This is a genomic window from Halobacteriovorax sp. (assembly GCF_041587335.1).
Classification (GTDB): Bacteria; Bdellovibrionota; Bacteriovoracia; order Bacteriovoracales; family Bacteriovoracaceae; genus Halobacteriovorax.
This window is the reverse complement of record NZ_JBFGYP010000163.1, coordinates 1-5,436: the sequence shown is the minus strand read 5'-3', so window position 1 is coordinate 5,436 and position 5,436 is coordinate 1. Positions and strand designations below refer to the sequence as shown.

The following is a 5,436-nucleotide window of genomic DNA, read 5'->3' as shown; positions in this document are numbered from 1 at the left end:
AGAGGACTTCATTTAATAAATATTGAGTATTAGTATTTATTCATAATAAAAAGTAATTTCTAATAAAATTAATGTAGAATTAGAGCATATACTTATATCTATTATAAAATAATTTTAGAGATATTATGATGCAAGAAAAGAAATTAATCATTCATATTGAAGATGACCTTTTGATTCAATACACATGGAAGCAACAGGCAGAAAAAATAGGTATTAATATTCAGACTTTCTCTAATTATGAAAGTGTTAATCTTGATAAGAATAATTTTCCTTTGGAAGTTTATTTTTTTATTGATCAAGACCTTGGCGATAATCATAAAAAGGGGTGCCAAGTATTACTTGAGTTGTATATCTTGGGGTATCGAAACCTCTATCTAACAACTGGTCATGAGAAGAGTGACTTTCAAGAATTTTCTTCAAAGTTTGATGTCATAGGAAAAGAGTTTCCTAAAGAAATAATCACACAATCTATATGAAAACTCCTTTTACTTAGAATTTTTAAGAGGATTATTGGGTCCTCTGCTTCTATTTGTTATAATAGATAGTGTTAAACACAGATTTGATTAAAATATGGAGCTATATATGAAAAGAACTGCAATTGTAACTGGTTCATCTAGAGGGATAGGAAAAGCGATAGCTTTAAGACTAGCCAAGGATGGCCTTAATGTTGTCGTAAATTACTCGTCAAATTTAGAGGCCGCTCAAGAAGTTGTTAATGAAATAAAAGAATATGGCGCTAATGGAATAGCTGTTAAAGCTGATGTAAGTAAGATGAATGAAGTACTCTCTCTATTCGATACTGCTGAGAGTGAATTTGGTAGAGTCGATGTCCTAGTAAATAATGCAGGCATTATGTCACTTAGTACGATTTCTGATTTTACTGAAGATAAGTTTGACCAAATTTTAGCTGTAAATTTAAAAGGGACTTTTAACTCTCTTCAATGTGCTGCAACCAGACTTAAAAAGGACGGGGCCATCATTAATTTAACTAGTAGTGCTATTGCTCTTGGAATTCCAGGATATGCTGTCTATAACGCATCTAAGGCCGCAGTTGAATCTATGTCATATACTTATGCAAGAGAATTAAGAGGGAAGAATATAACTGTTAATTGTGTTGCTCCTGGACCAACCTCAACGGATTTATTCTTAACAGGTAAGACTGAAGAGCAAATTGAGAACTTTAAGAAAATGTCACCACTAGAAAGACTTGGTCGCCCTGAGGATATTGCAGGTGTAGTGAGCTTCTTCACGAGTTCAGACAGCTCATGGGTTAATGGACAGGTTTTAAGAGCGAATGGCGGAATTGTTTAATCTTATTTTTTATTGAGGCATCTTCTTCTCATCTTAGATGCCTTTTCTGTTTAGAAAGTTATGTATGATATAATTTTTCAATGACAATAAAGACCTTTATCACCCTGATTTCTTTCACTCTTTTTATTCATAATGCTCACTCGCATAGTGGTAGAACAATAGAGAAGGGAAAATTAAAAGGATGTCACAATCATAACAAGTCACAATCTTTTCACTGTCACTCTAAGTCAAATTTTAATTTAAGAGGGAAGAACTTTTTATCTAAAATAGAAGCAGAGCAATTTTTAGGTGGAATAAAGGAACAAATAGCTACAGATGAAAAGCAGTATAGTAGGAAAGAGTTTAAACATTGGACTGATGACGATAAGAATTGCTTAGATACTAGAGCGGAAGTATTAAAGATTAGATCTTTAGTTGAAGTAAATATTTCTAACTGCAGAGTCGTAAATGGACTATGGAATGATTATTACTACAGAGAAGAGCTAAGCAAAGCATCAGATATAGATATTGACCATATTGTTCCTCTTAAAGATGCCTGGATAAGCGGTGCTAGTAAATGGACTTCAAAAAAAAGGGAAGAGTTTGCAAATGACTATGAGAACTTAGTTATTACTAACCTTAAGTATAATAGGAGAAAAGGAGCGAAAACACCTCTTGAGTGGCTACCAGTGAATAAGAATTACGCTTGTAAATATATAGCGAAGTGGATTCTAATCAAAGAAAAATATGAACTAAGAATTTCTCCACTATTAATAGATCAATATAGGGACATGAATTGTCAATAAGCTCTTAGATTTCTTTACTTAGGTAGTTTGAAAGGCTATTGTTTTTCAACTTTATAAACACTGCTCATGAATAGCAACCATGGTCTTTATACATGGGTGCTATATGAAAATATCTGAAAATGCTCTACTTGAGCTTCTGAATGAGCAAGATCTAACTTTTTGTACATCTAAATTTACACCAAGCCAATTGGCCCACCTTTATGTGAGCTCTGCACTTCTTATTGAAGTTATGAGTTTTATAAAAGAGCAATTGTGGCTTCAAGATAAGCTTGATCAAGACCTAGATATTAAGACTACTTATGAAAAGTTTATTTCTCCATTCTTTTTAAATGAACTAAAAGAGATTGTCTTTTTACAAGAGTTCTTAATAAAGAGTGGTTCTGGAAATATATCAAATGTTTTAAAGAACGCTAAAACTATAGAAAAGAATATTTTAAAACTAATTAAAACTCGCTCTAAAGATGATATGAAATCGTTTTTGATTGAGTCTTTAAAAGAGATGAAGAGTCACTTTCTTTCAGAAGAAAAATTCAAAGAGGCACAAGATCAATCTCTAGGTTATCAAGGTCTTCGTTTGTATCGTACTTTTGATCGTCTCGATGATATTTTTAATTTAAATTATTCTCTAGATTTAAATATGGATATTGATAGAGTAACTAAAGAGAGACTGTATCAAGGGTCGGGAGTTGGTGTTCAGTCTGGGTATTCAACAATTCTTTTAGCTCTTCATCGAATTGAAGCTGAGGTTGGTAGTACTGTTATAGATTTAGGCTCTGGATACGGTAGGGTAGGACTTGTATGTTCTTTATTGAGACCTGATATAAACTTCATTGGCTATGAGTATGTTCCACATCGTGTTGATATATCTAATATTGCATGTAAGGCCCTAGGGCTTGATGAAAAACTAGATTTCAAGGTTCAAGATCTATCTCTTAAGTCATTTAAAATTCCAGATGCAGATTACTACTACCTATATGATCCTTTTTCTGAGGAAACATATAAGTATATTCTTGATCAAATCATTGAAATAAGTACGAGAAAGAAGGTGACGATTGTTACAAAGGGAAATGCTCGAGGCTGGCTAAGCGATATTGCTAAGAAGTATGCATGGCCTAAGGCCGTTTATATTGATGAAAGTAACCTCTGTATTTTTAGTTCTCTATAGACTTAGTAATCCTTACTATCTATTTTAAATTAATAGATAGTAAGAAGGTTGATATTACTATTTTTTATTAAGTAATTTGTTAAACTGAGCAAGATTTAAGATAGAGAATAAAATAATCACTGACGCTATAATTACGAGCGGCCATTTTGGTACTTCTCTTAATGCAAATTCAGAAATCAATGCTCCAATCATAACCCCAATTCCCACAATATTTGATAATTGAATGAAAGGAATCCCTTTGATGGCAACTTGAGCTTTCTTAGAGATGATTAGGTAGAAGTTTGCGAAGTAACCAAGACAGATGGATGTGATAATGACACCTGTAAAGAGTCTAAAGAAGGTAGGGTCAATTCCGAGTGGCTTTGCCATTTCAATAAAGGCTTTTACAGATATAGGCCAAGCAAATAGCTTTGAAAGAGAAAATCTTACGAGTAATAGCCCATTGATGAAATTTGTTATGAGTAATACTTTATTCATTGTTCTTTCCTTTTGTAATAAGTAGGTGGTCTACTGACACCTTATTAAATTCTATAAAGTTTCCAATGAAGAAGAGATAGAGTACGTAGGCCATTTGTAGTCCAGCAAGTTCCCATTTTTGTAAAAGGCACACTCCTGATATGAGTAACATCATATTAAGGTTGAGGACTAGAATGGATATTTTTGTTTTAAATCCAATTAAAAGAAATATTCCAAAGATAAATTCAACTGGAGAAATAAAATTTGCACCAAAACTTATTAAAAAATTTGGAAGAAATGTTGGTTCGAACATTTTCTCCATCTTTGAAATAAAGGCACTATAGTCCCCAAAGAGTCTAACTCCTCCGTGTATAGTCATATTTATCCCCATTACAGCTCTTAGGAGTAAATAATTATATTCTTTATAGTTCTTCATCTTTCACCTAATCCTTATTGTAGCTTTTTTAATGCTGATAATATTTCACTAGGCTCTGCTCTTTGAACGTAATCAACATTTAAAAATGAGTATACAATCTTACCAGTTTTATCAATTACATATGTTGCAGGAATTGGTACTTCCCAGCTGTCATTTCCTTGATTTTTTTCAAGATCTAGACCAAACTTCAAATATACTTCTTTCAAATCATCATCTAGTTTAAATACTAGTCCATACTTTCTTGCTTCTTTATTTAAATCATCAGTTAAGATTTCAAACTTTAACTCATTCTTCTTCACAGTCGTTGAACCTGATTCCATTGACTCAGGTGAGATAGCAATCAATTGCCCACCTGCTTCTTCGAATTTTTCTAAGTTTTCTTGATATGCTTTTAGTTGCATATTGCAGTATGGACACCATCCACCTCTGTAGAATGTCAGTATGATTGGTCCATCTTTAAGCTTTTCCGATAGTTTTACTGATTTTCCATTAATGTTTGGAAGATTAAAATCTATATATTGGTCACCTTTCTTTTTTGCCTTTGCAATTATTCCCGACTCTCTAAGTCTTTCTTCAGCTTGCTTCATTGTTAGTTTCGCAGCACTAGGCGCCTTAGATTTACTTCTTCTTTTATTCATTTTCTCTTGTAGTGAACTTGGGAAATTATCTTTAGTAAATGCCATGATTTTATCCTCTTTAGTAATTCCAAAAACTCGCTTACTCTCTTTTCCATCTCTGAATGCTATTAACATAGATTGTTGAAATACTTTATTGCTCTTTAAAAATTTTTTATCACTATCGAAGTCTACTTCAAGTAATTCAAAATTCTTATCTTTCATTGAGTCGAGTATTTTCTTTTGAACTTTACATGATGGGCACCAAGTTGCGTGAACATGAACAAGTACATTTTTGTTTTCTTTCACAAATTTATTGATCTTAGCACTATTGTCTTCTTTGGCCTGTAAATTAATTCCAAGAGTGAGTAATACTGTTAGTAAAAAATACTTCATTTTTGTAACCCCTTTATTATATAGTTAGTGATATATTTGTTATTGCTTCTGGTAATATATTAAGTATTGCTGTTTCTAAGTTCTTATCTAGACCAGTTAAAATAAGTATCGACATGACTCCGCAAAATAAACCTAGACCTAGCTTCGTATACTTAGAGTTGTCTAAACTCTTCTTTTGTATTTTCATGACTAAGGACTTTGCACCGTAAGAGAAAAATAGAATTGGTAGAATCGATCCTATCGAAAAGATTGCGAGGAGTACTATTGAAGATT

8 protein-coding genes are annotated in these 5,436 nt (G+C 32.4%); 4 read left to right on the top strand and 4 right to left on the bottom strand.

What is annotated here, in order from left to right; translation table 11 throughout:
- Positions 1–125 precede the first annotated feature (125 nt).
- The 4 genes from ABX784_RS15210 to ABX784_RS15195 all read left to right on the top strand — a co-directional run bounded on the left by ABX784_RS15210 (position 126) and on the right by ABX784_RS15195 (position 3,261).
- On the top strand, positions 126–476 hold the full coding sequence (locus ABX784_RS15210) for a hypothetical protein (protein WP_372655915.1): 351 nt from the start codon (positions 126–128) through the stop codon (positions 474–476).
- Positions 477–582: 106 nt separating this feature from the next.
- Positions 583–1,311, top strand: coding sequence for an SDR family oxidoreductase (locus tag ABX784_RS15205; protein WP_372655914.1), 729 nt, complete (start codon positions 583–585; stop codon positions 1,309–1,311).
- Between the two features lie 80 nt (positions 1,312–1,391).
- Positions 1,392–2,096 (top strand): HNH endonuclease family protein, encoded by a 705-nt coding sequence (locus ABX784_RS15200; RefSeq protein ID WP_372655913.1) that lies wholly within the window; start codon positions 1,392–1,394, stop codon positions 2,094–2,096.
- 103 nt (positions 2,097–2,199) lie between these two features.
- Positions 2,200–3,261, top strand: coding sequence for an SAM-dependent methyltransferase (locus ABX784_RS15195; RefSeq protein ID WP_372655912.1), 1,062 nt, complete (start codon positions 2,200–2,202; stop codon positions 3,259–3,261).
- 57 nt (positions 3,262–3,318) lie between these two features.
- Here ABX784_RS15195 and ABX784_RS15190 read toward each other — a convergent pair whose 3' ends face one another.
- The 4 genes from ABX784_RS15190 to ABX784_RS15175 form a co-directional block, all read right to left on the bottom strand.
- Positions 3,319–3,738, bottom strand: a complete 420-nt coding sequence (locus ABX784_RS15190) for a hypothetical protein (RefSeq protein WP_372655911.1) — start codon at positions 3,736–3,738, stop codon at positions 3,319–3,321.
- A complete protein-coding gene (locus ABX784_RS15185) occupies positions 3,731–4,153 on the bottom strand; it encodes a TQO small subunit DoxD (RefSeq protein ID WP_372655910.1) in 423 nt (140 codons plus the stop codon). The genes ABX784_RS15190 and ABX784_RS15185 overlap by 8 nt, the downstream gene beginning before the upstream one ends.
- 14 nt (positions 4,154–4,167) lie before the next feature.
- Positions 4,168–5,163, bottom strand: coding sequence for a redoxin domain-containing protein (locus ABX784_RS15180; protein ID WP_372655909.1), 996 nt, complete (start codon positions 5,161–5,163; stop codon positions 4,168–4,170).
- Positions 5,164–5,179: 16 nt separating this feature from the next.
- The coding region (locus ABX784_RS15175; RefSeq protein WP_372655908.1) for a hypothetical protein at positions 5,180–5,436 on the bottom strand (257 nt) is incomplete at its 5' end.

Bases quoted from the DNA above. Each gene is read 5' to 3' on its own strand.
- ABX784_RS15210 (WP_372655915.1), top strand. From the start codon at position 126: ATGATGCAAGAAAAGAAATTAATCATTCATATTGAAGATGACCTTTTG.
- ABX784_RS15180 (WP_372655909.1), bottom strand. From the start codon at position 5,163: ATGAAGTATTTTTTACTAACAGTATTACTCACTCTTGGAATTAATTTA.
- ABX784_RS15185 (WP_372655910.1), bottom strand. From the start codon at position 4,153: ATGAAGAACTATAAAGAATATAATTATTTACTCCTAAGAGCTGTAATG.
- ABX784_RS15190 (WP_372655911.1), bottom strand. From the start codon at position 3,738: ATGAATAAAGTATTACTCATAACAAATTTCATCAATGGGCTATTACTC.
- ABX784_RS15195 (WP_372655912.1), top strand. From the start codon at position 2,200: ATGAAAATATCTGAAAATGCTCTACTTGAGCTTCTGAATGAGCAAGAT.
- ABX784_RS15200 (WP_372655913.1), top strand. From the start codon at position 1,392: ATGACAATAAAGACCTTTATCACCCTGATTTCTTTCACTCTTTTTATT.
- ABX784_RS15205 (WP_372655914.1), top strand. From the start codon at position 583: ATGAAAAGAACTGCAATTGTAACTGGTTCATCTAGAGGGATAGGAAAA.